The organism is Serratia sp. CY43202 (assembly GCF_052168755.1).
GTDB lineage: Bacteria > Pseudomonadota > Gammaproteobacteria > Enterobacterales > Enterobacteriaceae > Serratia > Serratia bockelmannii.
Map to the genome: position 1 here is coordinate 331,127 of NZ_JBJNMB010000002.1, position 25,538 is coordinate 356,664.

The window sequence follows — 25,538 nt, forward strand, 5'->3', positions numbered from 1 at the left end:
GGCGCACAGAGTGCGCCCCTTTTTGATCAGGCGAAGATAGTCATCATGTAGGCGGCGAACAGCGCCAGGTGGGCGGTGCCGTTCAGCACGTTGGTGCGTCCGGTCGAGAACGACAGCTGGCACAGCAGCAGCACCGTCAGCATCACCACGATATGCGGCGTTTGCAGGCCGAAGATCAGCGTCTGCCCGGTCAGGGTGGCGATGATGGTCACCGCCGGCACGGTCAGGGAGATGGTCGCCAGCACCGAACCGAAGAACAGGTTCATGGCGCGTTGCACCTGATTGTTCAACACGGCGCGCAGCGCGCCCAGACCTTCCGGCGACAGGATCAACAGCGCCACCAGGAAACCGGTGAACTGCGCCGGTGCATTCATCTTGGTCAGCAGGCCTTCCAGCGGATTGGCGTTGAACTTGGTGACGGCGATAACCGCGATCAGGTGCACGATGAGCCAGGCGGCGTGCCAGGCGCTGCTGTGCGAAGAGGGCTTGCCGTGATGCGGATCGCCATCGTCGTCTTCATGCTCGTACACGAACAGGCTCTGATGGGTTTTGGTCTGGATCACCAGGAACACGCCATACATGGCGGCGGAGATCAACGCCACCAGCAGCGCTTGCCCGGTGCTGAAGTTGCCGCCAGGCAGCGCGCTCGGGAACACCAGCACGATCACCGCCAACGGGAAAATCGCCATCAGATACTGTTTGATGCCGCCGAGGTTGACGTACTGGGTGGCGAACTTGCGCCCGCCGAGCAGCAGCGCGAAACCGACCAGGCCGGCGGAAACGATCATAATGATGGAATACAGCGTGTCGCGCATCAGCGCCGGTGCGGCGTCGCCGGTGGCCATCAGCGCGGAAATCAGGCTGACCTCGAGGATCACCACCGACAAACTGAGGATCAGCGAGCCATAGGGTTCGCCCAATCGGTGGGCCAGCACGTCGGCGTGGCGCACCACGCTGAAGGCGCTGCTGAGGATCCCCACCAGCGCGAGAATATTGATGCCGACGATTAGCGGAAAGTTATCGGTGCTACCCCATAGATTTAGCACTACCAACGCGGCGATAGGGAAGATCAGAGAGTATTCGGTGTGGCGAGATTTGGTGGATCGGCCAGGATCGTGTTGCGACTTCATGAGGGTGGCACTCCTTCTCAAACAGCGTAGCCCGTCAGCGCCGGTTGCCGTGATACGGCAACTCTGCGTTTCCAGTAGGTATTTTATATTAGGATACACCCACGGCGCCGGTGTGATGTTGTTTTTATCTGAGAAAGCAATTGCTTGCTTTATGTGATCAGGGTAGCAAAAAAACCGCACGGGGTGCGGTTTTATTTACTTACTTTTACGCAATAACGTCAAGTTTTAACGTTAGATTTGAGAAAAGTCATGTTTACTTGTTTAGTACTCGGTTAATCAAGGAAAATGAGACGATCAGTCGTCAATGTTATCCATGATTTCATGCCGTTTATTGTGGTAACCCTCTTCATTTAGCCCCTCACGCCAGTAAGGCACAGCATAAAGACGATTACGATCGCATTGACGTTCACGGCGTAGGTAGCGGCGCAGCTCTACCACCAGGCGATCTTCACCGGCGAGCCAGAAGTGGGTATCGCTCTGCGGCACGGACTGCGCGCGGAACCGAGCGACCAATTCGTCGGTTTTCTCTGTGCCGCCGACAACCCAATTCACCTCAACGCCGGCAGGCTTTTTCAGGTCAATGACGTCAGCGTTGCTGTCGACGCGGACGAAAGCGCGTCCGGCGCTGTGCGGCGGCAGGTTTTCCAACAGCGCGGCCAGCGCAGGCAGTGAGGAGGGATCGCCCGCCAGGGAGTAGAAATCGGCGGCCGGCAGCATCGGTTTGGGGCCGCCCGGGTTGCTGATGCCGATTTTATCGCCGGCTTTCGCCTGGCGCGCAAAGTCGACCGCCGGGCCCTGATGGTCATGAATGGCGAACTCGATGTCCACTTCCGCCAGTTCCGGGCGCACGGCGCGGATGGAATAGGTGCGCACGATCGGGCGTACGGCATCTGCGGCCCAACGCGGGCCGTTTTCGGTCAGCGTCGGCAGGTCCGGCTGCGTCTGGCCGGCGAGCGGCAAAAAGACTTTGATGTGTGCAGCGGCGGCATTGGCCGGGTAGTAACGCAGATCGGGGGCGGTAAAGGTAATGCGGCGCAGGTGCGGCGTAATGTCCTGTACGCGGCTGACGGCGATCAGGTAGGGGGCGCGTGAGCGAGGGGCTTCGGTAGTCACGGGGATCTCCTTATAGTTCGTTTGGCGGTGAGTATAACATGTCGTTTGATAATGAGAATTGTTTGCTAATTGAGACGAAACCGCATGTGGGCTAGGCTTAAGGTTCACTCATCCTGAAAGGGGAGGCCATATGCCCTACCACAGCACGAACGACTTGCCGGACAATGTGAAGCATGTGCTGCCGGAACATGCGCAGGCGATCTATAAAGAAGCGTTCAACAGCGCCTGGCAACAATACCGCGATCCCGATGACCGGCGCGGTGACGACAGCCGTGAAGAGACGGCGCATAAGGTGGCTTGGGCGGCGGTCAAGCAAAGCTATCGTAAGGGCGATGACGAACGTTGGCATAAAAAGTAACGAATTATCACGCAGTAAAAATCGCGCAGACATTATGTGGAGCCCGGCAATTAATATTATTGCTGCTCAGTACAAATACTTTTTCACTTTAACGCCGCTTTGTAACTTGATTGCACGTCAGGAAAAGAATAAGGTCATTCTTATAAGGCGCGGTGATTGAATTAATAAAAATCCGCAGCCGAAAATAAAACATCAAAGGTTCAGCAGTGGCGAGGGAAGGCGAGAAATCGTATTCCCGGGAGGTAATATCAGTGTTAACGCGAGATTTTCTGCAAAAAGCGGATTGCAAAACTGCATTCGGCGCTATTGAGGAGTCGTTGTTGCTGACGCCTGAACAGCGTGCAGCCTCGTTGGATTGCACCTTATCGCGCCGGCCGGGTCACAGCCCCGTATGGATATTCGGTTACGGTTCGCTGATGTGGAACCCGGTTTTCGAATCGGAAGAAGTGCGGCCGGCCAAGCTGCAGGGCTGGCACCGGGCGTTCTGTATGCGCTTGACTGCCGGGCGTGGCACGCTGCATCAGCCGGGGCGCATGCTGGCGTTGAAAGCCGGCGGCCACACTACGGGCCTGGCCTTTCGCTTGCCGGAAAGCAAGCTGCGTGAAGAATTGGAGCTGCTTTGGAAGCGCGAAATGGTGACCGATTGCTACGTGCCGACCTGGTGCGAGCTGGAGTTGGATGGCGGCGAGAAGGTTACTGCGTTGGTATTCGTGATGAACCCGCAGCATCCGCTGTTTGAAGAAGACACCAGCTACCAGGTGATCGCGCCATTGATCGCCAGCGCCAGCGGCCCGCTGGGCACCAACGCGCAATATCTGTTTGCGCTGGATAACGAGTTGAAGTACCACGGCATGCAGGATGATTGCATCGGCGATCTGGTGCGCTGCGTACAGCAATGGCTGCAGCAGAACCGCACCGGCGGCATCGGCAGCGAGGCCACCGCCTGAGGCTGCTGCGGGAATGCGAACGGTGAGGGGCTCAGCATGCTGGGCCCTTTTTTATATCTAATGCCTATATTTAATAACTTTAATTTGCACAGTTATTGAAGGCATGTTTTTGTTGTGGTTATCTATCTCATTATTTTTAAAGCCATTCATCATCTACTCCTGTCTTTACCCCCCGAAAGTAACGATAAATAATTCACTTAGTATTAAATTGCATAACTAAAGGCTATTTCTTATTTGTTCAGCCCCGCGTGACTCCGTATCAATATGACAGAGGTTATCGCAAGAAACAGGGAGACGGGATGAACTTTCAACAATTAAAAATTATTCGCGAATCGGCGCGCTGCAACTACAACCTGACCGAGGTCGCCAATACGTTATTTACCTCGCAGTCCGGCGTCAGTCGGCATATTCGCGAACTGGAAGAAGAGCTGGGCATCGAAATATTCATTCGCCGCGGCAAACGGCTGCTGGGCATGACCGAGCCCGGCAAAGAGCTGCTGGTGGTGGCGGAGCGCATTCTCAACGACGCCAATAACATCCGTCGCCTGGCGGACGTCTTCAGCAGCAACGACTCAGGGCAACTGCATATCGCGACAACGCACACCCAGGCACGCTACAGTCTGCCGGGGGTGATCAAAGAGTTTCGCGCGCTTTATCCGCGGGTGCGGGTGGTGCTCAATCAGGGCAGCCCTGAAGAGATCGTCTCGATGTTGGCCGCCGGAGAAGCCGATATCGGCATTGCCAGCGAACGGCTGATGAGCGACGAATCGCTGGCGGCGTTCCCATACTACCGCTGGCATCACACCATTCTGGTGCCGGAAGGGCACGAGTTGACGCGTCAGCCGCAGGTGACGCTGGAAATGCTCAGCACTTTGCCGCTGATCACTTACCGGCAGGGCATTACCGGGCGGGCGAAGCTGGATGCGGCGTTCAAATCGGCGGGCCTGACCCCGGACATCGCGCTCAGCGCGCAAGACTCCGACGTGATTAAAACCTATGTTGAACTGGGATTGGGCGTGGGCGTGCTGGCGGACATGTCGTATGAAAAAGAGCGCGATCGCGGGTTGGTCAGCCTCAACGCCGAGCATTTGTTTGAACCCAATACGGTATGGCTGGGCCTGAAACGCAGCCAGCTGCAGCGCAACTATGCCTGGCGCTTTATCCAGCTGTGCAACCCGACGCTGTCGCTGACCGAAATCAAAGACAAGGTCTTCTCGTCGCAGCTGGACGCGGTGATTGATTACCAGATTTAACCGATAAGCGGCAGGCTATTCCTGCCGCGCATTCTGCATTGCCCGCCTAATAATCAAAACCCCATCTATATACATAAAAAGAATATCTATAGTGATTTAAGTACCTTCAGCTGCCGATCGCGCTCGCATACACTCGAAAAATTATTATAAATTCCATCCGCTTGGAGAGTTTCAGATGAAAGCGCTCGTTCCTTCTTTGCTGTTTTTGGCCGTGGCGGCCAGCGTTAACGCACAGGCGGCGACGCCGGCCAACACGTTGGTGATCGCACAGTCTATCGATGACGTGGTCAGCTTTGACCCGGCCCAGGGATTTGAGTTAACCACGGTGCAGTCGTTCAACAGCCTGTATCAACGTTTGATCCAGTCCGATCCGCACAACCCCATCGATCTCAAGCCGACTCTGGCCAGCAGTTGGCAGGCCGGCGCCGATAACCGCAGCCTGACTTTCAGCCTGCGCCCGGACGCTAAATTCGCCAGCGGTAACCCGCTGCGGCCGGAGGACGTGATCTTTTCGCTTTCACGGGTGGTGAAATTGAATCTGGAGCCGTCGTTTATCCTGACGCAGCTGGGCTGGAACGCGAAGAACGTGGATCAACACCTGACCAAGGTGGATGACCATACGGTAAAAATCAGCTGGGATGAAAACGTCAGCCCGGCCTTCGTGCTCAGCCTGCTGTCGGCGCCGGTATCCTCGATTGTCGACGCCAAAGAGGCGCTGGCGCACCAGCAGGGCGACGATCTGGGGCACCAATGGTTGAACAGCCATTCCGCCGGCAGCGGCCCTTACAAAATTCGCACCTATGTGCCGCACGAAGTGGTGGTGCTGGACGCGAACCCCGGGTCGCCGGAAGGGGCGCCGACGTTGAAAACCATCCTGATCAAAAACGTGCCCGATCCGGCCGCGCGCCGTTTGCTGATTGAGCAGGGCGATGCCGATATCGCCCGCAACCTGGGGGCGGACCAGATGGCGGCCCTGAAGGGCAAGCCGGGCGTCAAACCGTTGGCCATTCCTTACGCCTCGCTTTATTACCTGCAGTTCAACGCCAAGGCGTCGCCGGCGCTCGGCAACCCGGCGTTTTGGGAGGCGGCGCGCTGGCTGTTCGATTACCAAGGCATCGCCGACGATCTGCTGAAAGGGCAGTTCCAGAGCCATCAGGCATTCCTGCCGGACGGTTATCTGGGCGCGCTCAAGGATCAGCCGTACAGCTTCAATCCACAGAAAGCCAAAGAAATACTGGCCAAAGCGGGGCTGAGCAACGTCAGTTTCCGTCTGGACGTCAACAACCAGCCGCCGTACCTGGATATCGCTCAGGCGCTGCAGGCCAGTTTTGCTCAGGGCGGCGTGAAGGTCGAACTGGTACCGGGCATCAGCTCACAGGTCTCCACCAAGGTGAAAACGCTTAACTACGATGCGACGCTGACTTCCTGGGGACCGGATTACTTCGATCCTAACACCAACGCGGCCGCCTTTGCCTACAACCCGGAGGACGGCAGCAAGACGCTGGCCTGGCGAGCCAACTGGCAGATCCCGGCGCTGAGCAAGTTGACGCTGGCCGCCACTGCAGAAAACGACACCGCCAAACGGGTGGCCGACTACCAGCAACTGCAGAAAGAGGTGCAGCAAAGCTCGCCGTTTGTCATCGGCCTGCAGGCGCGCAGCCTGATCGCAGTGCGTGACAACCTTAAGGGCTATGTGCAGGGCATCAACCCTGACATGGTGTTCTACAGCAAGGTCAGCAAGTAATGGCTGCTGACCTGTCCGCCAGCGCCGGGGCGGCCCGGCGGTATTGGCGCAGGGGCGGGCGGCTGCTCGGCGGCGCGCTGTCGCTGGCGTTAACGCTGCTCGGTCTGCTGCTGTTCACCTTCATGCTGTCGCACCTGGCGCCGATCGATCCGGCGCTGCAGGTGGCGGGCGATCACGCCAGCGAAGCCACCTATGCGCAGGTGCGGCACGAGCTGGGGCTGGATCAGCCTCTGCCGGTGCAATTTTGGCGCTATCTGGTGCACCTGGCGCATGGCGATCTGGGCATTTCGCGCATCACCGCCCAGCCGGTGTTGAGCGATCTGCTGCGTACCTTCCCGGCGACGGTGGAACTGGCCACCTGCGCCATTATCCTCGGCGCTCTCGGCGGCATTACGCTGGCGTTTCTGGCGGTGCTCAAACCGGGCAGTTGGCTGGATAACGCGGCGCGCTTGCTGTCGCTGATCGGTTATTCGGTGCCGATTTTCTGGTTGAGCCTGCTCGGGCTACTGCTGTTCTACGCCACGCTGCACTGGTCGGCGGGGCCGGGGCGGCTGGATGACATTTACTTGTACAGCATGGAGCCGCGTACGGGTTTCGTGTTGATTGACAGCTGGCTGTCCGGCGATCGCGAAATGTTCTACAACGCCATCAGCCACCTGTGGCTGCCGGTGGTGGCGCTGGCGCTGCTGTCGATGGCGGGTATCACCCGGCTGCTGCGCGCGGCGATGCTGGAAGAATGCAACAAGGAATACGTGACGCTGGCGCGCTCCAAGGGCGCCGGCCGCCTGCGCATTCTGCTGCGCCATGTGTTCCCCAACGTGCTGGGCACGCTGATCACCGTACTGTCTCTCTCCTACGCCAGCCTGCTCGAGGGCGCGGTATTGACCGAAACGGTGTTCGCCTGGCCCGGCGTCGGGCGTTACCTGACCTCGGCGCTGTTTGCCGCCGACACGCCGGCGATCCTCGGCGCCACGCTGCTGATCGGCACCTGTTTCGTGCTGTTGAATGCGCTGGCTGACGCCTTGACCTATTTAGTGGATCCGCGAACCCGATGAGCCAATATCTCTCTGAACACGAACCGCAAAGCGAGCCGGCCGTCGGTTACCGCCGCGGTCGGCGCCTGACCACGCTGACGCTGGGCGCGGCGCTGGTGGCGATCCTGATCGTCACCGCGCTGCTGGCTCCGTGGCTGGCGCCTTTCGATCCCAATCTGCAGCATATCGAGCTGCGGTTACTGCCGCCTTCCGCCGCACATTGGCTGGGCACCGACGGCTTCGGCCGCGACTTGCTCTCCCGCGTGATTTACGGCGCACGGCCGACGTTGATCCTGGTGTCGTTGATTCTGGTGTTGACCATTCCCATTGGTCTGCTGGTCGGCATTTGCGCCGGTTATCTCGGCGGCTGGGTAGAGCGTATTTTGATGCGTCTGACCGACATTTTCCTGTCGTTGCCGAGCCTGGTGATCGCGCTGGCGTTCGTGGCGGTCATGGGGCCGGGGCTGATGAACGGCGCGCTGGCGTTGGCATTGACCAGCTGGCCGGCCTTTGCCCGCCAAGCGCGGGCCGAAACCCTGGCGCTGCGCCGCAGCGACTACCTGGCGGCAGCGCGCATGCAGGGCATCAACGGGCTGCGGCTGATGGTCGGCCACATTTTGCCTTTATGTCTGCCGAGCGCGGTGGTGCGCGCGGCGTTGAGTCTGGGCGGCATCATCTTGTCCGCCGCCGGTCTGGGGTTCCTCGGCATGGGCGTCGCGCCGCCGACCGCCGAATGGGGATCGATGGTGGCCGAAGGCAGTAAAGTGATTTTCGACCAATGGTGGGTCGCCGCCGCACCGGGCGGGGCGATCCTGTTCGCCAGCCTGGCGTTTAACCTGCTGGGCGATGGCCTGCGCGACAAAATGGATCCTCGTCATGGGCACTGATAACACCTTATTGACCGTTGAACGTTTGGCGATCGGCGTGCCGGGGCCGCAGCCGGTGGCGCTGGTGAAGAATATTTCGTTCAGCATGGGGCGGGAGCGACTGGCGCTGGTCGGTGAGTCCGGCTCCGGCAAATCGTTGACCGCGCGTGCGCTGATGGGGCTATTGCCGCCGCCGTTGCAGCTGCAGGCGCAGCGCCTGACGTTGGGCGATGAAGACTTGACGCGCCTGAGCGAACGCCAGTGGAGCCGCCTGCGCGGCGACCGGGTGGCGATGGTGATGCAAGATCCCAAACATGCGCTGAATCCCAATCAGCCGATCGGCCGTCAGGTGGAGGAACCGCTGGTGCTGCATGCCAAGCTAAGCCGCGCCGAGCGGCGTGAAAAAGTGCTGGATATGTTGGCGGCGGTGGGTTTGCCCGATCCGGCGGCGCTGTGCGGCCGTTATCCGCATCAGCTCTCCGGCGGGATGGGGCAGCGGGTGATGCTGGCCATTGCGTTGATCAACGATCCGCAGCTGTTGATTGCCGATGAACCCACGTCGGCGCTGGATCACCAGATGCGCGATCAGGTGCTGCAACTGATAGACAATCTGGTGGCGCAACGCAACATGGGGCTGATCCTGATCAGCCACGATTTGCAGCAGGTGGCGCACCACTGCGAGCGGGTGCTGGTGATGTACAAAGGCGAGCTGTTGGATCAACTGCCGGCAGCAGAGCTGGCGCAGGCCACGCACCCTTATACTCGCACGCTGTGGGCGTGTCGGCCGAGCCGCGAGACGCGCGGCAAACCGCTGCCGGTACTGGACCGCGCGCTGTTGGAGACGTTGAAATGAGCGTAATTGCACTGGAGAACCTCAGCGTCAGTCACCGTCAGGGCTATGAACAGCGCACCGTGGTGCACGACGTTAACCTGCGCATCGAACCGGGCGAGTGTTTCGGCCTGGTGGGGCCTTCCGGCTGCGGCAAGTCCTCGTTGCTGTGGGTGCTGGCCGGGCTGAACGACAGCTGGCGCGGCGGTTTTGAACTGCTCGGGCGGCAGCTACAACCGGGGCAGGCATTTACCGGCGAACTGCGGCGCGAGGTGCAGATGGTGTTTCAAGATCCCTATGCTTCGCTACACCCTAAACACCGGCTGTTGCGTACGCTGTCGGAACCGCTAAAACTGCTGCAGGAAAGCGACATCGAACGCAAAATCGGCGCGGGCTTTCGCCAGGTGGGGTTGGATCCGCGCCTGCTGGATCGCTATCCGCATCAGCTGTCGGGCGGGCAGCGGCAGCGCGTGGCGATCGTGCGCGCATTGCTGCTGCGGCCGAAGCTGTTGCTGCTGGATGAGCCGACCTCGGCGCTGGACATGTCAGTGCAGGCGGAAATCCTTAACCTGCTTAACGAGCTGAAACAGGCGGGCGATCTGACTATGGTGCTGGTCAGCCACGATGCGGACGTGATTGACCACATGTGCGATCGTTCGGTGGCAATGGCGCACGGCCGCATCATCGTTTGACCCTATGCCCGCCAACGTGGCGGGCATATCCATCTTGGTAATAAATAAAGCAATTTATCGTCGTTCTTCTGCTAATTCTTACCCTCTACACTCGTCAAACAGCGCAACCGCGTGATTGTGGAGAGTGTATCGATGAAACGGTTAATCCCAACCTTGTTGTATGGCGCGCTGGCGGCCGCTTTCGGTGCGCAGGCCGCCACCCCGCAGGATACCTTGGTGGTGGTCAGTTCGCTGGAGGGCATTATCAGCCTCGATCCGGCGGAGAGCTTTGAAACCGTCAGCTCGGCCAATCTGGTCAACCTCTATCAGCGCCTGGTGGCGCCGGATCGCGCCGCGCCGCAAAAGCTGGCGCCGGACGCCGCAGGCAGTTGGCAGGCGGGCGCCGATGGCCACAGCCTGACCTTTACCCTGAAACCGCAGCAACGTTTTGCTTCCGGCAATCCGCTGCGGCCTGAAGACGTGATTTTCTCGCTGGTGCGTGCGGTAAAGCTGAACAAGGCGCCGTCGTTTATTCTCGGTGAGTTTGGCTGGACGCCGGATAACGTTGAGCAGCAGCTGAAGAAGGTGGGGGATAACCAGGTGCAACTCACTTGGCCCGCCAACATCGGCAGCGAGCTGGCGCTGCGGCTGCTGACGGCGAACGTGGCTTCGATCGTGGATGAGAAGCTGCTGAACGAGCACGCGCAGCAGGGGGACTACGGTAACGCCTGGCTGCGCAGCCATTCCGCCGGCGGCGGCCCGTATCGGGTAAATAACTATGTGCCGCATGAGGCGCTGCTGTTTGGCCGCAACGATTACGCGCCGTCGCCGGCAAGGTTGAAAACGGTGCTATTCAAGAACGTCAGCGACGCCGGCACCCGCCGTTTGCTGTTGCTGAAGGGGGATGCCGACGTGGCCTACGATCTGGGCGCCGACCAGTTCGACTCGCTGCGCAACGCGCCGGGCGTGCGCATCGAACAGGCCGATGCGCCCCGGATCTATTACCTCGGTTTCAACACCGGCAGCAAAGACAATCCGGCGCTGGGCAATCCGGCGTTGTGGCAGGCCGCGCGCTGGCTGGTGGATTATCAGAGCATCGCCGAGCAGCTGCTGAAAGGGCAATATCGCGTGCATCAGGCCTTCTTGCCGCAGGGATTGGACGGCGCGCTCGACGATCGGCCATTTAAGCTCGACGTAGACAAAGCCAAACAGATCCTGCGCGATGCCGGCATCGCTGAAGGTACGCGCATCGATCTTATCGTCATCAACCAACCGCCGTATACCGACATCGCGCAGGCGCTGCAGGCCAGTTTTGCGCAGGCCGGACTGCGGTTGGATATCCATCCGGTGGTGGAAAGCGATCTGTGGGGCAAGATGCGCGGCCGCGATTTTCAGGCGATCTTCACCTACTGGGGCGCCGACTACCTGGATCCGAACACCAACGCCAGTGCCTTTGCTTACAACGTGTCAGGCGGGCCGAAAACCTTGGCCTGGCGCACCCAGTGGGGCATTCCCGCCATCAGCGCGGAAACGCGTGCCGCGGCTGCGGAAGGGAATAGCGCCGCGCGCAGCGCACGCTACGTCACGTTGCAACGGGAATTACAGGCCAGTTCGCCCTATGTGGTGGCGCTGCAGGGGCAAACGCTGGTGGCATTGCGGGACAATGTCGAAGGTGCCCGGCTGGATATCGCCAACAGCATGTTGTATCTGGATCGGGTCAGTAAGTGACGGCAACGCCGTGCGCCTGGCCGAGCTTTCTGTCGCGCCATAGGCCGACAGCGCGTGAAATCGCTTGCTGTTGCCACCACGAATCGTGAAATGTTGTGTCAGGGTGAAATAAAATGAAATTTCATAGCGTGCTCATATGACGGTGATAGATTGGCTTCGAAAGGCGGCGTTGTTTACGCCTTTCACCGCGGTCGTCCGCAATGATGCGGACACATCACGTCAGGAGAGATTATGGACAATAACGAAAAGGCTTCAGCAGCGCGCGCAGCAACCTTGCTTGCCACCGGTGAGGTGGTTACGCCGGAACAGTTTTATCAGGACAGCGACGGAAGCAACTGGGGGCCGGCGATCAACAAAGCGGCGGCGGCGGCGCTGCAAGCCGGCGGTACGTTGTCCCTGGGGAAGCGGGTGTATACGGTCGCCGGACACGTACTCATTCAGACGACAACGGACATCTACGGCGGCATCGGTTTACGGGTGGTCGGATTGGGGCGGGCGACCAAAATTGTCAAGACGGTAGACAGCAGTTACACCAACGAACAGGGCGAAACGAAGAAAGCGGTGATCGTGGTGAAAGGCTTCGCCAATCTGACGCTGCACGGCTTGACGTTGCGGGATGATACCGGCGTAGACGACACCCACGGCGTGTGGTTCAGCGACCGCAATATGACGAAGTTTGATATTCGCGACATTTACACCAAGGTCGGCGGTTATTCGCTGTTTGTCTCGGGCGACATGTTCATCAACTGGTTGGTGAACGTGCAGATGGAGGCAAACGCCAATCGCCCGGGCGATGGGGTGCTGTGGATGGACAAGTCTGGCACCACCAATTTTATAGACGGCCTCTACGCCGCTCGCGCCAAGGGTACGGCGTTCAGAATTTCAGGGTTTTACTCTACTATCGGCTCGTTGGCTGCGGATGACTGCATCGGCGATATCTACTCTTTCAAAGATTTTAACGGCACGATCAATTCGTTGGGTTGCGAGAACCGCAACACGCGGCGCGCCGCCAATGTCAGCGTGCTGTCCACCAACTTTGCTCAAGGCACGATAGGCAATATCAATATCCAGGACGCGCAGAATGTGGAGAGCGGGGGCGTGCTGTGCCGGTTTATCAACGAATCTCGTTGGGATATCGGTCAGTTGACTCTTTACAGCGGTTCTAAGACGCCTTTCCCGGTGGCGATCGCTGCCTGCAGCAACAATACCGAGGTAACCTTCAGTAACGTATACAACGGCGGCGTCCCGGTGGCCGGCAAAAGCACCGTCGATGTGACGTCGTTTTTAAGCGGGGTTGAAGCGATGTACAGTCTGGGCGAGCGGGGTATTGCCCCTTCCGCCTCCAGCAATCATTTGCCGCGCAATATATCGAAACAGCCATCGTGGACTTTTTTAGGCACCCTGACTGCGCCGGATCGGCAACCTACAACGCGCATTACTCTTCAACAGGGCGTAAGCACCAAGGTGCTGGCGTGCGATTTATATATCACGTTCGATCTGACCTCGCAGGCGACCGCCTTTGTCGTCAATAAAGGCAGCTATAGCGCGAAAGGCGCCTTTATGTTGCGTCGCACTGGGCCGTTGAGCTGTGAAATATATTACCGTGTCGAGAAAGATTTCGGCTTTGGCAGTTATCAGGTGCAGGCTACACGCGGCAGCTACTGGCGGCCGGACGGCGTTTCGTTGAGCACGCCGCCCTCCGATGCGTTGGAAATCCGCAGCGATGAGGTGTTATCCACGACCAGACTCGCGGTGATCCAACCACTGGCCAATCCGACAACGGCCAGCACGGCGGAAGTGGCCGGATTGCTCAATCGGCTGATCGAGACACTGAAGAATTAACCGAATAACGCCGGCGCGTTCTGGCCGGCGTCCATCAAGAGCAGCAACCAGCCGGCGGCCGCCAAGGCGATGCCGAAAGGCTGCGGCGTTCGCCAGGCGCGACGGTTGCGTCGGCCGCGCGCCAATGCCATGCCTAATCCGAACATTGCCGCCAGGCAGACCAGCAGCGGCAATATTGTCCAACCGAGCCAGGCGCCCAGCGCGGCCAACAGTTTGAAATCGCCCTGTCCGATGCCGTTACGCCGCCGCACCTGCCGATAAAGCGCGTTGAGCAGCCACAATGCCCCGTAACCGGCCACGGCGCCGAGAACCGCGTCGTCAAGCGTTGCCCAGCGAGCGTCAAGATTGCACAGCAGCCCACCCCACAGCAGCGGCTGGGTTAGCCGGTCCGGCAGCCACCGGTGACGTCCGTCTAGCCAGGCCAGGGCGATCAGCAGTGCCGCGGCCGGCGGTAACCACAGCCGGTGTGCTGCCGGCAGGTCGAAGGGCAACGCCGTCAACGCCAAACCCAGGGCCGTTAGCAGCAGGCTGCGGCGGCGCAATCTCGGCGGGCTGGCGCGCACGGCCGCCGTTCGCTCCAAGCGGGTGATGAGCGCGAAGGCGACCAGACCCGCCGACAGCAGCGCGGTGAAAAACAGCGCGTGCCACAGTGAGGAAATAAACATCAAGGCTCCGCCAGTCGTGAAACAGATGTTTAAAATAACGGCAAAATGCATATTTCATCGGGGTGAAATGCGGTGGATTGTGAGGAATGCGCAGTCGTACGCATCGCCACTTTACGTATTGCAGAGTGATACAATGCCTTGCGCGGTGGCGCTCAGCAGTGGTGTGCTGTGCTTTTTATCGGCAAAATCGACGCTAAAATGCGGTGAATTCATTTGGCGGCGGGAATGGATCGGTAAATGGTGCAAGTGACGCTGTCACTGAAGAGCGATTGGGGTTTATCCTATTGTTTCTGCTCGTCAAGTCGTTAGGCTTTAAGAGAGAGGCGTCCCCGCCAGGCCGGGACGTAATGTTTTTCAGATCTGCCGTGGGAAAGGCGGCAGCAAAGCAGTGGGTTGGCATGCTCCAGGAGGGAGGGAGGCCAACGGTGTCATGAAAGACGTGATTCAGGCAATACTTATCAAGACCAAAAAACGATTCTGGCGCCGACGCCAGACGGCGTGGCTGGCCGGGCCACTGGTGTGGCTGGCCGGCGCAGCGGCCGCGTGCGCCGAATCCCCGCCGGCGCCGGACAGCGTCATCTCTTCTGAACAGGCCGCCGCGGACCCGGCCGCGAATTTGCCGGAGTTGGGCGGTGCGCCCGACGATGCCGCGCGCGAGAAGCAGTGGGCCGAGATGGCCAAGCAACTCGGCGAAAAAGAGTTGAACAACGTTTCACGTCAACAGATGCGCAGCCGCGCCGAAGATTATTTGCTGGGCCAGGCGACCGGTGCGCTGCAGCAACAGGCGCAGGAGCTGTTGTCGCCGTTGGGTACCGCCAGGCTATCGCTGAAGATGAGCGGCGAGGGGGACTTTACCGGCAGCAACGGGCAGTTATTCAGCCCGCTGTACGACGTCGATGGATTGTTGACCTACAGCCAGATCGGCTGGCTGCAGCAAAGCGCCGGGGCGCTTGGCAATTTCGCGCTGGGGCAACGCTGGATCGCCGGCGACTGGCTGCTGGGGTACAACACGGCGCTCGACAGCGATTTTGCTCGGCAGCGCAATAGAGGCAGCGTCGGTGCGGAAGCCTGGGGGGATTATCTGCGTTTCTCCACCAACTATTACTACCCGCTGTCGGCGTTGTCGCAACAGCCCGGCGATGGGGTATTTTTCAGCCGTCCGGCGCGCGGTTACGACATCACGACGCAAGGTTATCTGCCGTTTTATCGCCAGATCGGCGGTTCGCTCAGTTATGAGCAGTATCTGGGCGATAATGTCGATCTGTTCGGCAGCGGCAAAAAACAAAACGATCCGCGCGCGATGCAGCTGGGGCTCAATTACACTCCGGTGCCGCTGGTGACGATGAAGGCACTGCATAAGATTGGCGCGGGCGGGCAGAGCCAGGATCAGGTCGAACTGGCGCTGAGCTATCGGCTCGGGGTACCGCTGGTGAAGCAGATTTCGCCGGAGTATGTGGCGCAGGCCAAGTCGCTGCGCGGCAGCCGCTACGATCCTATCGAACGCAAGAACGTGCCGGTGCTGGAGTTCCGTCAGCGCAAGTCGCTGCAGGTGTTCCTGGCTACGCCGCCGTGGAGCCTGCAAGCGGGGGAAACCGTGCCGCTGGTGCTGGAAATCAAGGCGCTGAACGGCATCACTCACGTCAGTTGGCAGGGGGATACGCAGGCGCTGAGCCTGACGCCGCCGCACAACGCCAACGATCCGCAGGGCTGGACAGCGATCGTGCCGCCGTGGGACGACGCGCCGGACGCCGCCAACAGCTACCGGCTATCGGTCACGCTGGAGGATGATAAACAGCAGCGCGTGACGTCCAACTGGATAGAGCTGAAAGTGGCGCCGCCGCTGACGGCAACCGCCGGCGATGACGCGGGCCTGCCGCCGATCAAAACCCTGACGCCACCGCCGATCCCGGCGCAAACCGGGCCGCTGTACGGCGGCGATTAACCGTTTTTGCCCTGCAGCACCCATACGGCGGCCTCGACGCGGGATTTTAGCTTCATCTTTTTCAGCAGGTGTTTGACGTGTACCTTGACGGTGCTTTCAGTGATGGTCAGGCGACGGGCGATCAGCTTGTTTGGCAGCCCTTGGGCGATCAGCTTCAGGATATCTCGTTCCCGCGGCGTTAGTTGCTGAATATCACGATCGGCGCTGGGGCGGTTTTCCCGCAGGCTGGCGGCGAGGATCGGCGTCAGCGCTTCGCTCAGTACCATCTGCCCGGCTGCCGCCTGATGCAGCGCCTTCAGCAGATCCTCCGGCTCCATGTCTTTCAACAGATAGCCGTCGGCGCCGCGTTTGAGCGCGCTGACGACGTCATCTTCATGGTTGGACACGCTGAACACCACGATGCGCCCTGACAGGTCGGTTTGGCGCAGACGATCCAGCGTTTCCAGCCCGTTGATGCCGGGCATGTTCAGGTCGAGCAGGATCAGATCCGGATCGTGCTGCTCCGCCAGCGTGACCCCTTGTTCACCGTTGCTGGCTTCGGCAATGACCTGCAGACGAGCGTCCATGCCAATCAGCTGTTTTACGCCGTTGCGCAGCATCGGGTGGTCGTCGATCAGTAAGATGGTGGCGGCGGTTTCTGTCGTCATGGTGTCTCCGTTAGTCGATTGCGTGGTTATCTGGCGTGAAGCTGACCCGCACCTCAGTGCCGCCGCCGCTGCGCGGTAAAATGTCGCAGCGGCCGTGCAGGCTCTTGGCGCGATCGCGCATGATGATCAAGCCGTAATGGTCGGGGCGAGACGTCTCGGCCGGCAGGCCGCGTCCGTTGTCGCAGACGCTTAGGGTCACTTCGCCCCGTTTATTGATGACCTGAATGCTCACCTCACTGGCGGCGGCATGCTTAAGGATGTTGCTGAGCGCCTCGCGGGCGATCTGCAGCAGGTGAATGGCCTGATAGGCCGGAACCGTGCGTGGCCCCAGCTGGTAATCGAGGCTGATGGTCAGCCCAGCTTGGGATTGAACTCCGCCACCGTCGATTGCAGCGCCGCCAGCAGGCCCGGTTCGGTCAGCTGCAGGCGGAAGGTGGTCAACAACTCGCGCAGCTGGCGATAGGCGCCGTTCAGCTCTTCACGCATCTGTTGCACCAGCGCCTGGCTGGCCGAAGTGAGCGTTTCTCCCTGCATCTGCAGACAGGCGATCTGCATTTTCAGGCAGGAGAGCGATTGGGCGATGGAGTCGTGCAGCTCGCGGGCGATCGCCGCCCGCTCCTCCATCAGCATCAGCTGCTGTTGGTGGTCGACCTGACGCTCGATGGCCAGCACGCTGGTCAGCTGTTCCACCAGGGTATTGATCAGTTGGCGATGTTCATCGTTCAGCGGTTGCTGCGGCGCATGCTGTGCCACGATCACGCCGTAGTCGCCGAGCTTGTCGCTCAGGCTCCAGCTCAGCGACGGATTGTCGGGATGCTGGCGGTGGCTGTCGTTCAGGCAGGCGCTGCACACCGGGTTATGGCAATGCTCCGGCCTTAGCGGTTGGTTGCCGCTCAGCTGCAGCAGCGGTTCCCGGCTGTCGTTTTCATACAGCCGCACCTGAATGGCGCGCAACGGCGTCAGGGTTTGCAGTTGGTTGAGCAGCGGCGTCAGGCGGCTGCACAACGGCTCGCTGGCGTGCAGCTGGCGGCTGGCGCGGTAGAGGAAGCTCAGCACCTGATTTTTCTGCTGCAGGTCGGCGGTCTTCTCGGCCACGCGCTGCTCCAGCCCACTGTAGGTCGCCGACAGCTCGTCGGACATGGTGTTCAATGCGCCGCCAAGCGACGCCATTTCATCCTGGTGGCCGCGTTGTGCATAGCGGCGGCTAAAATCGCCGCGGCCTACCGCCAAGGCCATCTCCACCAGTTGCCGCCACGGATGCAGCAACCGGCGCCGCAGGTAGCAGGTGGTGCCGATCAACAGCAGCAGGGTCAGCGCGATGAAGCCGGCCTGCACCAGCGTCACCATCAGCAGGCGGCGCTCGGTTTGCCTGTCGATATCCGAGACCAGCTTGTCCAGCAGCTGCACGAAGTGCGCCACCTGCGGGGCGGCATCGGCCGGGCGCTGCGCGCTGCGCAGGCGAGGTTGCAGAGTCTGTTGCCAGTAATCACGCAAGGCGTCGAACGGTTGGGTCAACCCTTCCTGCTCCACCGAACGCTGCAGATCGGGGCTGTTTTCGTCGCGCTCCAGTTCGCGGATCAACGTTTCATGCCGTTCATCCAGCGGTACCTGCGCCAGCAGTCGGTAGCTTTGCATACGCAGCGAGCCGGCTTTGTTGATGGCATGCGCGTTGCCCTGAATGCTTTGCGACATCCAGGCGGAAATCCCCATGCCGGCCACGCCCAGAATGCCCGACAGCAACATCAGCAGGGCGACCTGATTCACGATCGAAAGCGGGGCCAACAGGCGTTTCATAAGCGCGGGTTCCTGGCATTTGGCGCCGCTGAAGCTCAGGGGCGAAGGCGGCGACGAGGTAAATAAGTAACGATTCAGCCGTATTTTTGATTATCCCTGAGCATAACCCCATACCTCGAATGAAGTACCCATTAGTTTCCAGCAGGACGGTGAAGCGGTAAAAATGACGGAGTGATGCTTTCTAATGCATTGATTAAAAGCGATTTAATTTTTATTCGAGGTGTACCCCTAAGGGGATGAAGGCGCTATTTGTGCCGCCAACTACTTGCATTCGGGTTGATATACATCAACTTTGCCGCCGGGGCCGCCCCCTAGGGTGTGCGGAATGATCCCCCGTGTCTGAGGTTTTTATGTCGCAACTTGCAACGCCTTCATCAAAGAAAACCGGTGCGCTGATTCAGGACTGGCGTCCTGAAGACAGCGCCTTTTGGCAGCAGCGTGGCCATCGCATCGCCACCCGCAACCTGTGGATTTCCATTCCCTGCCTGCTGCTGGCCTTCTGCGTCTGGATGCTGTTCAGCGCCGTTGCGGTCAACCTGAACAAGGTCGGTTTCAACTTCACCACCGACCAACTGTTCCTGTTGACCGCGCTGCCGTCGGTCTCGGGCGCTATTTTACGCGTGCCGTATTCCTTCGTGATCCCGCTGTTTGGTGGCCGTCGCTGGACCGCCATCAGCACCTGCTTCCTGCTGGTGCCGTGCCTGTGGCTGGGGTTCGCGGTGCAGGACAGCAGCACGCCGTACAGCGTGTTCGTCATTATTTCCCTGCTGTGCGGTTTCGCCGGCGCGAACTTTGCCTCCAGCATGGCCAATATCAGCTTCTTCTTCCCGAAAGCGCGTCAGGGCGGTGCGTTGGGGCTCAACGGCGGTCTGGGAAATCTGGGCGTCAGCGTCATGCAACTGGTCGCGCCGCTGGCGATTTCTTTCAGCCTGTTTGGCCTGTTTGGCGGCACGGCGCAAAATCAGGCAGAGGGGGGGCAGCTGTGGCTGGAAAACGCCGCCTGGATCTGGGTACCGTTCCTGCTGGTTGCCACCCTGGCGGCCTGGTTCGGCATGAACGATCTGGCCGCGGCCAAGGCATCACTGCGCCAGCAACTGCCGGTGCTCAAGCGTGGGCATTTATGGATGCTGAGTTTGCTGTACCTCGCGACCTTTGGTTCTTTCATCGGTTTCTCCGCCGGTTTCGCCATGCTGTCGAAGACGCAATTTCCGGACGTAGTGATCCTGCATTACGCCTTCTTTGGGCCATTCCTCGGTGCGCTGGCACGGCCAGTCGGCGGCGCGCTGTCTGACCGTTTCGGCGGCGTGCGGGTGACGTTGATCAACTTTGTAGTGATGGCCGTGTTCGCCGCGCTGTTGTTCCTGACCTTGCCGATGGCGGGTGAGGGCGGTTCGTTCATCGCCTTCTACGGTATCTTTATGGTGCTGTTTCTCACGGCGGGGCTGGGCAGCGGGTCGACTTTCCAAATGATCGCCGTCATTTTCCGTAAAATCACTGTCGATCGCGTGAAAGCGGCCGGCGGCAGCGACGAGAGCGCGCAGCGTGAAGCGGTGACGGACTCCGCCGCCGCATTGGGTTTTATCTCGGCGATCGGTGCCGCAGGCGGCTTCTTCATTCCCCAGGCATTCGGCACTTCGCTGGCTCTGACCGGTTCCCCGGCGGGGGCAATGAAAGTATTCCTGGTGTTCTATATCTTGTGTGTGGTCATCACTTGGGCGGTGTATGGCCGCAAGAAAAAGGCCTGAGTATCAAACGATTTTCTCAATCCCTCCCGACAGGGGAGGGATATTTCGCTCATTCCGAGTCATCTCTCCTCGCTCTCTCAGTGAAATTTTCTGCCTTTAGGTAAAATTCTCATCTCCGCTTGCCGTTTTTTTCTTTTTTTATAGTTATATCTCTCAATATGGGAATGTCTTCTCCCAAGCGTATTATATTATTTGCACGGTTTTTTCGTTTTGTTGAGAGTATTCTTACATTAAAAGATTAATGTCTTTCCCGCAGGTTAAATGAAATTTCTGGGAGGGTAAGGCATAATTAGTGCGATTGTTATAAAATCAGCAATAGGGTTTTGTCTTAGATGCTGCACGCGCCGTGTGGAATGTGTGACAGGGTTAAATCAGATAACTCTCATTCTGTTTTTTCCGGCTTTTTGTAGTCTATCTGACAATCCGATTAGGTGGAAAAACACAATGAACTCACGGAGAAGAATGAAATTTCACAATTTCATTCGGTTAACAACTGAACAGGGTTGTTATTTTTTTCTTTTTAAATCAATGAGGTGATCATTTGAACTTTACGGTAGTCATGAAGGAAATCCATGTTGCCAACAGGGAAAAAGAGTCATTTGGATAAACGGAACATCCTTAATAAGGCCTAATGTAAAAAATGAAATCAGAAAATTTTTATAAAGGCCAATATCCGATGAATGCAACCTGTTGAGTTTACATTTAATTTCTTGAACATTTTTTGATATTTCTATACAAAGTGTGCAGGACAGGCACGCTAAGGAAATGAAAAGTGAATCTTGATAGAAGAATAAAGATTAGGAATCTCGATGTTCTGACTCCTGCCGGGGAGAAATTTCGTCTGCGTTGGAAGGAGTATCAAATTCTTTCGCTGCTTGTCGCCAGATCACCAGAACTGGTAACCCGAACGGAAATTATAGAAAATATCTGGAAAGGAACTTACTGCTCAGATTCAACGATAAATCAAACAATTAAATCTATTCGCCAAAAAATCAGCGACTCGGAACATACGCTTATCAGAACCATTCCTCGGCTGGGTTACAAGGTGGAAAATCAAGCGGCTTTTCAATTTATATCCGAGGATGAAGACTACGCTGATGATGATATATTAAATAGTGGTGAGGATATTGGTGTTAATATTCAAGCGGAACTTTCTGAAAGTGAAAGTGAGTCCCCTGAGGCACACGATGAAAAAATAGATAAGCCGCGTAAAACGACGCTTGTTGCAGCGCCTGTTGCAACGGTAGAACCCTCCCAGGAACCCACTCGTGATAAAAAGTCGGCGACGGTGCGCCGATTTTTCAGCATGCCCGCCAGTCGCGTAGTGAAATACCTGACGGCATTTGCTTCTTTGCTGGTTATTTCACATTTTTCATATGTGCTCGGCAACCAAACTCGCCCGCCGGTGATCAATGATATTCAGAACAATACGCGCGTCGTGTTGACGCTGACGTTGAATAACCCCCATACCAACAGCCCACAAACCCTGTTCTGCCTGTACCAGGGGGAGAGCATGGAGCAGGCGACCATCGAATGTGTCGACCCTAAGCAGGGGCAGCTTAAATTACCGGTAAAATATGAGACCTCTTCTACGCCGGGTAAAGGTCGGATTAATCTCATATTGCCGAATAAAACCTTGCAATATCAAGTTGCTTACGATGTTAAAAATTAGTGCTAAATGAGGTTTTATCTTTAGCGATAATTTTACATTTGATGAAATATTTTATTTCATTATTTGTTATTTGAAAGCCGGGTTCGATTTGTCCAGTCTGGAACTCATTACCTAACGCATATTAGCGTCCTGTTTCCATCGAGGTGACAGGAATAATGAGAACCTGCTGAGTGACAAATTATGGATAAGCGTAAAGTAGCTATTATCGGGGGTTCCGGTTTTATCGGAACACGCCTGGCGAAACGTCTCAGTGTGCGCGATGATCTGACGTTGGTCATCGTTGATAAACAACCTAGCGCACATTTTCCGGCGCTCTATCAGTATGGCGACGTGACGCAACCCGAGACCCTGCAAGAGCCGCTGGCGGGCTGCGACGCCATCATTAATCTGGCGGCGGAACATCAGGACAACGTCGATCCCATTTCGCTCTATTATCAGGTCAATGTAGAAGGTGCACGGCATGTCTGCATGACCGCCTCCGCGTTGAATATCCACCAAGTCATTTTCACTTCCTCGGTTGCCGTTTATGGGTTCGTCGAGCAGGAAACCGATGAAGGAGGGCGTTTCGATCCTTTCAATCATTACGGCAAATCCAAGCTCGAAGCGGAATACGTTTATGAAGCGTGGCGCAAGGCGGATAGCGCCAACAAATTGACCATCATTCGCCCGACGGTGGTATTCGGTGAAGGCAACCGCGGCAATGTGTATAACCTGTTCCGCCAGATCGCCAGCGGCCGATTCGTGATGATTGGCAGTGGCAATAATATGAAGTCGATGGCTTACGTTGAAAATATTGCCGCGCGGCTGGAGCATGCGTTGGACCAGCAGTCAAGTTATCAGGTCAGCAACTACGTCGATAAACCGGACTTTACGATGAATCAATTGGTCGACGTTATTTCCTCCTCGCTGGGCAGAGAAAATAAGACGATTCGCATTCCTTATGTGGTGGGAATATGCGGGGCGACCGCATTGGATGTCGTGAGTAAAATAAGTCGTAAAAAATTCCCAATCAGTCGCGTCAGAGTGCAGAAATTCTGCGCCAGAACGCAATTTAAAAGTAATGTGCAAAATAATTTCGTGGCGCCGGTTGAACTTGATTCGGCAATCGAAAGAACCATTAAACATGAGTTTTCTGATAGATAACTTAACCGCACGCTGACGTTATTTACTTATTTCCGCCGACAAGCGGATAAATCTGTATTTTTCAGGATTAATTCATGCTGACTTATATCCTGGCAGGATCAATTTTGTTTTTGTTAATAGCGCATTGGGAGCTGTAACTCAAGGGCGGTAGCGTGCTTATTCGCTGGAGGAACGATGTTATATCAACTGAGCGTGATATTTGTGCTGGCGGTAGCGTGGGTCCTTATTGCCCGCCGGGCCGCCTTAACGGTGGGATTAGTGGATAAGCCCAATGCGCGTAAGCAACATCTGGGACACATTCCGCTGGTCGGCGGTATCGCCGTGTACCTGACGCTGATGCTGATGACGCTGTGGCAACCCGCCTGGTTGCCTGACAGCACCGTCTATCTGCTGTGCATTACGGCGCTGGTGGTGTTGGGCGTGCTGGATGACCGCTTTGATCTGCCCGTGGCGCCACGCGTCATGGTGCAGGGAGGGATCGCGCTGGCGATGATGCTGGCGGCAGGGATGCAGCTTTCCTCATTGGGCTATGTTTGGGGGCATCAGGAAGTGATGCTCGGTTATGGCGCGTTGCTGCTCACGCCGCTGGCGGTATGGGGAGCGATCAACGCCTACAACATGGTGGATGGCATCGATGGGCAACTGGGCGCCTTGTCCTGCGTGACCTTCGTCGCGTTGGCTATCGTGTTCGGATTGGGCGGCAGGGAAGATCTGGCGCTGTGGTGCCTGGGCCTGATCGTCGCGCTGGCGGCCTATCTGTTGTTCAACCTGAGCCTGTTCGGCGCGCGCAACAAGATCTTTATGGGGGACGCCGGCAGCATGGTGATCGGCTTCAGCGTGCTGTGGCTGGTGTTGCTGGCGACGCAGGGGCCACAGGCGGTAATGCGTCCGGTCACCGCGCTGTGGCTGATCGCCATTCCTCTGATGGACATGGTGACTGTGATGGTGCGTCGCCTGTTGCGTCGCCAAAGCCCCTTCAAAGCGGGCCGCGATCATTTGCACCATATTCTGATGCGTCGTGGGCTCAATGCGCGTCAGGCGCTGGCGATGAGCACCATGCTGGCGGTGACGTTGGCCTGCATTGGCATTTGCAGTGAAGTGTTGCAGCTGCAGGAAAACCAAATGTTGGTGGCGTTTCTGTTCTGTTTTTGCGGTTATTTCGTCATGTTGCGCGAACCGCGTCAGGCGACGGTGTTCAGCGATAATCCGACCGTCGGCCGTTAATCCCCTCACGGGCTGCGGCAGCAGCCCGTTTATCACGGTACTTCCATGAATTTTCATTTGCCTCTTTTGATGCCATTGGCCTTCACCTCCGCGCTGTTGAGTGGATGTACGGTGGTTCCCGGTTCACATTTACCGACCAGCGGAAAAGCCATCGTCGTGCAACAGGACGACGATTTCGATTTGAATGACCAGGTACAGGTTTATCGCATGTCGCCGATGCTGCTGCAGAAAATGCGGCGCGTAGAACCGGTCGCCCGGCCGAACCCGGCGCTGGATCAGCGATTGCAGAGCTATCAATACCGCATCGGCGTCGGCGACGTGTTGAACGTCACCGTCTGGGATCACCCCGAGTTGACCACGCCGGCCGGGCAATACCGCAGCGCCAGCGACACCGGCAACTGGGTGCATGCGGATGGCACGATTTTTTATCCCTATATCGGGCGAGTGGCGGTGGTGGGCAAGACCGTCACCGAAGTGCGCAGCCTGATCGCCGGCCGTCTGGCGCAGTATGTGGAAAGCCCTCAGGTAGACGTCAGTATTGCCGCTTTCCGTTCGCAGAAGGCTTACGTGACCGGCGAAGTGAAAACCTCCGGCCAACAGGCGATCACCAACGTGCCGTTGACCATTCTGGATGCGATTAACGCCGCCGGCGGCCTGACGGACAACGCCGATTGGCGCAACGTGGTGCTGACTCATCAGGGCAAAGAGCGGGCTATCTCGCTGCAGGCGCTGATGCAGCGCGGCGACATCAGCCAGAACGCGCTGCTGCAGCCGGGCGACATCCTCTACATCCCGCGCAATGACGAATTGAAAGTGTTCGTGATGGGCGAGGTGGGCAAGCAAGCGACGCTGAAGATGGATCGCAGCGGCATGACCCTGACCGAGGCCCTCGGATCTTCCGAAGGGATCAGCCAGACGGTGGCGGATGCGACCGGGGTGTTCGTGATCCGGCCGAGCGGCGGTAAAACACCGCAGCGACTGGCGACGCTGTATCAGTTCGATCTCTCCGACGCCAGCGCGCTGGCGATGGGCGCTGAATTTCAGCTGCAACCTTACGACGTCGTGTACGTCACTGCGGCGCCGGTCGCGCGCTGGAACCGTTTGATCAGCCAGCTGGTGCCGACCATCAGCAGCTTTAACGATCTCAGCGAGGCGACCTTGCGCGTGCGCAACTGGTAACTCCGCAGGGTG

At 58.1% G+C, this 25,538-nt stretch carries 20 protein-coding genes and 1 pseudogene; 16 read left to right on the forward strand and 5 right to left on the reverse strand.

All coding sequences use genetic code 11. The features are described from left to right. Positions 1-26 precede the first annotated feature (26 nt). A complete protein-coding gene (chaA, locus tag ACJ8J5_RS03400) occupies positions 27-1,130 on the reverse strand; it encodes a sodium-potassium/proton antiporter ChaA (protein ID WP_025303229.1) in 1,104 nt (367 codons plus the stop codon). A gap of 294 nt (positions 1,131-1,424) precedes the next feature. Then, positions 1,425-2,243: a siderophore-interacting protein gene (locus tag ACJ8J5_RS03405; RefSeq protein WP_025303228.1), complete on the reverse strand. Its 819-nt coding sequence runs from the start codon at positions 2,241-2,243 to the stop codon at positions 1,425-1,427. A 130-nt stretch (positions 2,244-2,373) separates the two neighbouring features. Between ACJ8J5_RS03405 and chaB the strand changes: the two genes are divergently transcribed. The 10 genes from chaB (at position 2,374) to ACJ8J5_RS03455 (ending at position 13,515) form a co-directional block, all read left to right on the forward strand. Then, positions 2,374-2,601: a putative cation transport regulator ChaB gene (gene chaB, locus ACJ8J5_RS03410; protein WP_025303227.1), complete on the forward strand. Its 228-nt coding sequence runs from the start codon at positions 2,374-2,376 to the stop codon at positions 2,599-2,601. A 251-nt stretch (positions 2,602-2,852) separates the two neighbouring features. Next, positions 2,853-3,548 carry a gamma-glutamylcyclotransferase gene (locus tag ACJ8J5_RS03415; protein WP_414104415.1) on the forward strand — a complete coding sequence of 232 codons (696 nt, stop codon included), beginning with the start codon at positions 2,853-2,855 and terminating at the stop codon, positions 3,546-3,548. A gap of 299 nt (positions 3,549-3,847) precedes the next feature. Next, complete coding sequence (cbl, locus tag ACJ8J5_RS03420; RefSeq protein ID WP_004934716.1) at positions 3,848-4,801, forward strand: HTH-type transcriptional regulator Cbl; 954 nt, start codon at positions 3,848-3,850, stop codon at positions 4,799-4,801. 175 nt (positions 4,802-4,976) lie between these two features. After that, the gene (locus tag ACJ8J5_RS03425; RefSeq protein WP_060447833.1) at positions 4,977-6,545 is read left to right on the forward strand and encodes an ABC transporter substrate-binding protein; all 1,569 of its coding nucleotides are present in this window, start codon (positions 4,977-4,979) and stop codon (positions 6,543-6,545) included. Next, a complete protein-coding gene (locus ACJ8J5_RS03430; RefSeq protein WP_049204111.1) occupies positions 6,545-7,600 on the forward strand; it encodes an ABC transporter permease in 1,056 nt (351 codons plus the stop codon). The genes ACJ8J5_RS03425 and ACJ8J5_RS03430 overlap by 1 nt, the downstream gene beginning before the upstream one ends. Further along, positions 7,597-8,466, forward strand: coding sequence for an ABC transporter permease (locus ACJ8J5_RS03435; RefSeq protein ID WP_016927339.1), 870 nt, complete (start codon positions 7,597-7,599; stop codon positions 8,464-8,466). The genes ACJ8J5_RS03430 and ACJ8J5_RS03435 overlap by 4 nt, the downstream gene beginning before the upstream one ends. Then, entirely contained in the window at positions 8,456-9,298 is an 843-nt protein-coding gene (locus ACJ8J5_RS03440) for an ABC transporter ATP-binding protein (protein ID WP_025303222.1), read from the forward strand. The genes ACJ8J5_RS03435 and ACJ8J5_RS03440 overlap by 11 nt, the downstream gene beginning before the upstream one ends. Next, positions 9,295-9,966, forward strand: coding sequence for an ABC transporter ATP-binding protein (locus ACJ8J5_RS03445; RefSeq protein ID WP_043138574.1), 672 nt, complete (start codon positions 9,295-9,297; stop codon positions 9,964-9,966). The genes ACJ8J5_RS03440 and ACJ8J5_RS03445 overlap by 4 nt, the downstream gene beginning before the upstream one ends. Before the next feature lie 132 nt (positions 9,967-10,098). Further along, complete coding sequence (locus ACJ8J5_RS03450) at positions 10,099-11,673, forward strand: ABC transporter substrate-binding protein (RefSeq protein ID WP_025303220.1); 1,575 nt, start codon at positions 10,099-10,101, stop codon at positions 11,671-11,673. Positions 11,674-11,904: 231 nt separating this feature from the next. Then, a complete protein-coding gene (locus ACJ8J5_RS03455; RefSeq protein WP_197780448.1) occupies positions 11,905-13,515 on the forward strand; it encodes a hypothetical protein in 1,611 nt (536 codons plus the stop codon). Here the strand turns inward: ACJ8J5_RS03455 and ACJ8J5_RS03460 are convergent. Then, positions 13,512-14,180: a prepilin peptidase gene (locus tag ACJ8J5_RS03460; RefSeq protein ID WP_127146005.1), complete on the reverse strand. Its 669-nt coding sequence runs from the start codon at positions 14,178-14,180 to the stop codon at positions 13,512-13,514. The two genes, ACJ8J5_RS03455 and ACJ8J5_RS03460, sit on opposite strands and share 4 nt — an antisense overlap. A gap of 430 nt (positions 14,181-14,610) precedes the next feature. On the opposite strand from ACJ8J5_RS03460, the gene ACJ8J5_RS03465 reads away from it, so the two are divergent. Further along, positions 14,611-16,122, forward strand: a complete 1,512-nt coding sequence (locus tag ACJ8J5_RS03465; protein WP_089180477.1) for a YchO/YchP family invasin — start codon at positions 14,611-14,613, stop codon at positions 16,120-16,122. Here ACJ8J5_RS03465 and narL read toward each other — a convergent pair. Continuing rightward, positions 16,119-16,769, reverse strand: a complete 651-nt coding sequence (gene narL / locus ACJ8J5_RS03470; protein ID WP_025303216.1) for a two-component system response regulator NarL — start codon at positions 16,767-16,769, stop codon at positions 16,119-16,121. The two genes, ACJ8J5_RS03465 and narL, sit on opposite strands and share 4 nt — an antisense overlap. Before the next feature lie 10 nt (positions 16,770-16,779). Next, a pseudogene (gene narX / locus ACJ8J5_RS03475) lies at positions 16,780-18,563 on the reverse strand (nitrate/nitrite two-component system sensor histidine kinase NarX). A gap of 350 nt (positions 18,564-18,913) precedes the next feature. Between narX and ACJ8J5_RS03480 the strand changes: the two are divergent. The 5 genes from ACJ8J5_RS03480 (at position 18,914) to ACJ8J5_RS03500 (ending at position 25,526) form a co-directional block, all read left to right on the forward strand. Then, positions 18,914-20,308: a NarK family nitrate/nitrite MFS transporter gene (locus ACJ8J5_RS03480; protein WP_025303214.1), complete on the forward strand. Its 1,395-nt coding sequence runs from the start codon at positions 18,914-18,916 to the stop codon at positions 20,306-20,308. Positions 20,309-21,080: 772 nt separating this feature from the next. Next, positions 21,081-21,980, forward strand: coding sequence for a winged helix-turn-helix domain-containing protein (locus ACJ8J5_RS03485; protein ID WP_414104416.1), 900 nt, complete (start codon positions 21,081-21,083; stop codon positions 21,978-21,980). Positions 21,981-22,160: 180 nt separating this feature from the next. Then, positions 22,161-23,123 carry an NAD-dependent epimerase/dehydratase family protein gene (locus tag ACJ8J5_RS03490; RefSeq protein ID WP_025303213.1) on the forward strand — a complete coding sequence of 321 codons (963 nt, stop codon included), beginning with the start codon at positions 22,161-22,163 and terminating at the stop codon, positions 23,121-23,123. Positions 23,124-23,297: 174 nt separating this feature from the next. Then, positions 23,298-24,347 (forward strand): UDP-N-acetylglucosamine--undecaprenyl-phosphate N-acetylglucosaminephosphotransferase, encoded by a 1,050-nt coding sequence (wecA, locus tag ACJ8J5_RS03495; protein ID WP_173890137.1) that lies wholly within the window; start codon positions 23,298-23,300, stop codon positions 24,345-24,347. 45 nt (positions 24,348-24,392) lie between these two features. Beyond that, a complete protein-coding gene (locus ACJ8J5_RS03500) occupies positions 24,393-25,526 on the forward strand; it encodes a polysaccharide export protein (RefSeq protein WP_025303211.1) in 1,134 nt (377 codons plus the stop codon). Positions 25,527-25,538 lie beyond the last annotated feature (12 nt).

Coding starts and splice junctions, on each gene's coding strand:
- chaA (WP_025303229.1), bottom strand. CDS start 1,130: ATGAAGTCGCAACACGATCCTGGCCGATCCACCAAATCTCGCCACACC.
- chaB (WP_025303227.1), top strand. CDS start 2,374: ATGCCCTACCACAGCACGAACGACTTGCCGGACAATGTGAAGCATGTG.
- cbl (WP_004934716.1), top strand. CDS start 3,848: ATGAACTTTCAACAATTAAAAATTATTCGCGAATCGGCGCGCTGCAAC.
- ACJ8J5_RS03425 (WP_060447833.1), top strand. CDS start 4,977: ATGAAAGCGCTCGTTCCTTCTTTGCTGTTTTTGGCCGTGGCGGCCAGC.
- ACJ8J5_RS03430 (WP_049204111.1), top strand. CDS start 6,545: ATGGCTGCTGACCTGTCCGCCAGCGCCGGGGCGGCCCGGCGGTATTGG.
- ACJ8J5_RS03435 (WP_016927339.1), top strand. CDS start 7,597: ATGAGCCAATATCTCTCTGAACACGAACCGCAAAGCGAGCCGGCCGTC.
- ACJ8J5_RS03440 (WP_025303222.1), top strand. CDS start 8,456: ATGGGCACTGATAACACCTTATTGACCGTTGAACGTTTGGCGATCGGC.
- ACJ8J5_RS03445 (WP_043138574.1), top strand. CDS start 9,295: ATGAGCGTAATTGCACTGGAGAACCTCAGCGTCAGTCACCGTCAGGGC.
- ACJ8J5_RS03450 (WP_025303220.1), top strand. CDS start 10,099: ATGAAACGGTTAATCCCAACCTTGTTGTATGGCGCGCTGGCGGCCGCT.
- ACJ8J5_RS03455 (WP_197780448.1), top strand. CDS start 11,905: ATGGACAATAACGAAAAGGCTTCAGCAGCGCGCGCAGCAACCTTGCTT.
- ACJ8J5_RS03460 (WP_127146005.1), bottom strand. CDS start 14,180: ATGTTTATTTCCTCACTGTGGCACGCGCTGTTTTTCACCGCGCTGCTG.
- ACJ8J5_RS03465 (WP_089180477.1), top strand. CDS start 14,611: ATGAAAGACGTGATTCAGGCAATACTTATCAAGACCAAAAAACGATTC.
- narL (WP_025303216.1), bottom strand. CDS start 16,769: ATGACGACAGAAACCGCCGCCACCATCTTACTGATCGACGACCACCCG.
- ACJ8J5_RS03480 (WP_025303214.1), top strand. CDS start 18,914: ATGTCGCAACTTGCAACGCCTTCATCAAAGAAAACCGGTGCGCTGATT.
- ACJ8J5_RS03490 (WP_025303213.1), top strand. CDS start 22,161: ATGGATAAGCGTAAAGTAGCTATTATCGGGGGTTCCGGTTTTATCGGA.
- wecA (WP_173890137.1), top strand. CDS start 23,298: ATGTTATATCAACTGAGCGTGATATTTGTGCTGGCGGTAGCGTGGGTC.
- ACJ8J5_RS03500 (WP_025303211.1), top strand. CDS start 24,393: ATGAATTTTCATTTGCCTCTTTTGATGCCATTGGCCTTCACCTCCGCG.